This window comes from uncultured Brevundimonas sp. (genome assembly GCF_937870815.1).
GTDB lineage: Bacteria > Pseudomonadota > Alphaproteobacteria > Caulobacterales > Caulobacteraceae > Brevundimonas.
In genome coordinates this window covers 1-1,738 of record NZ_CALMZS010000081.1, presented here as the reverse complement: position 1 = coordinate 1,738, position 1,738 = coordinate 1, and the positions used below count along the sequence as shown (strand labels likewise).

Genomic DNA, 1,738 nt, shown 5'->3' with positions numbered 1-1,738 from the left:
GCGCCTGGGCCTGATCTACAAGCCCCGATCGAACCTCTCGATCTACGGCAGTTACAGCCAGTCCTTCCTGCCGCGATCAGGCGATCAGTTCCTGACCCTGTCGGCGACACAGCAGAACCTCGAGCCCGAAGAATTCACCAACCACGAGGTCGGCGCCAAATGGGACATCCGTCCCGACCTCAACGTCACGGCCGCCGTGTTCCGGCTGGACCGCACCAATGCGACCACGCCCGATCCTCTTAACCCGACAGTCACCATCAATGTCGGCGAGACACGGACAGAGGGCGTGGAACTGGCTGTCACCGGGCGACTGCGGCCAGGTTGGCAGGTCAGCGGCGGCTATTCCTGGCAGGACGCCCGCCTGCAGGGCAATGACTCGGTCCGTCTGGCACAGACCCCGAAGCAGCAGTTCAGTCTGTGGAACCGCTATGACGTCAGCCGCCGGCTGGGTATCGGTCTGGGAGTCATACATCAGGCCAGCCAGTTCGCGGCGATCCGGACCTCGTCGTCCACGACGCGGTTGCCGGCCTTCACCCGCGTCGACGCCGCCGTGTTCTACGAGGTCAACGACACCGTCCAGTTGCAGCTGAATATCGAGAATCTGTTCGACACGACCTATTTCCCGGACGCGCACAACAACGCCAACATCTCGACCGGAGCTCCGTTGAACGCCCGGCTGACCCTGAGCACGCGGTTCTAGCCGGCACGAATTCACAGAGTCTCCACGGCGATCCGGGCCCTCAGAAAGTGTTTTCCGGCGCTTGATGGCTGCTGGGCGGCCCTCCATGCCGGAGCCGTCATCGGCACGACCCTGGGCAAGCCATCGACGAGCGGGGCGCGGTGAGAATGCCTCCTGATCAAGCCCTCAGATCAGACCGAGGGCCTTGAAGCTGGCCGTGCCCTCCCGACCCACGACCAGGTGGTCGTGGACCTGGAGATTGAACACCCGCGCCGCCTCGACGATCTGTCGCGTCATCTGGATATCGGCCTGCGATGGCGTCGGGTCGCCCGAAGGATGATTGTGGACCAGGATCATGGCGGACGCCGACAGCTCCAGGGCCCGGCGAATCACTTCGCGGGGATAGACGGGGGCGTGATCCACCGTTCCGTCCGCCGTCAGTTCGTCCCGGAGCAGGACGTTGCGCCGATCGAGAAACAGGGTCCGAAACTGTTCGCGCGGCTCATGAGCGAGCGCCGTCCGGACATAGGCGACCAGCGCCGTCCAGGAGGTGATCACGGGGCGCCGGCAGGCCTCGTCGCGCGCCAGGCGGAGGGCGAACTCTCGCACCAGCGCGAGCTGGGCGCCGACGCCCGCACCGACGCTGAAGTCCCGCTCCAGTTCGCCGGGGGCCGCGCCGGCGACGGCGCCCAGCGACCCGAACCGGTCGAGCAAGGCGGCGGCGAGCCCTTCGGGATCGGCCTCCGGATCCGGCCTCCCGAGGATCATGGCCAGCAGGGTCTGATCGGCCAGCGCCGCATGGACGAGGGTCGGCCCCGGCGGGGGACGTTTGGGCGGTTCAGCGGCCGTCGGCCGGGTCGAGGTCGGTTTCATGGCGGTGTCCTCCGCTCCACCACGGAGCGCCGCCGCGCGGCCTTCCTTTCCCTCCCCGCCAAGGCTTGTTCCCTGCCCCGGGCTGCGCCAACCTGGGCCGATGAAATGGCTTCTGATCACCGCCGGACTCCTGCTGGCGCCGGCCGTCGCCCGGGCCGATCCGTGCGAGGGCCGGCTGCCCGCTCG

At 67.5% G+C, this 1,738-nt stretch carries 2 protein-coding genes; one reads left to right on the top strand and one right to left on the bottom strand.

The annotated features are described in order from the left end of the window. Positions 1-700 (top strand): TonB-dependent receptor (locus tag Q0588_RS04895; protein WP_298744260.1); only part of this gene is annotated, 700 nt, incomplete at its 5' end. A gap of 165 nt (positions 701-865) precedes the next feature. Here the strand turns inward: Q0588_RS04895 and radC are convergent. Next, complete coding sequence (radC, locus tag Q0588_RS04890; protein WP_298744258.1) at positions 866-1,552, bottom strand: DNA repair protein RadC; 687 nt, start codon at positions 1,550-1,552, stop codon at positions 866-868. Positions 1,553-1,738: the final 186 nt, after the last annotated feature.

Excerpts from the sequence above, each read along its gene's own strand:
- radC (WP_298744258.1), bottom strand. The coding sequence starts at position 1,552 with ATGAAACCGACCTCGACCCGGCCGACGGCCGCTGAACCGCCCAAACGT.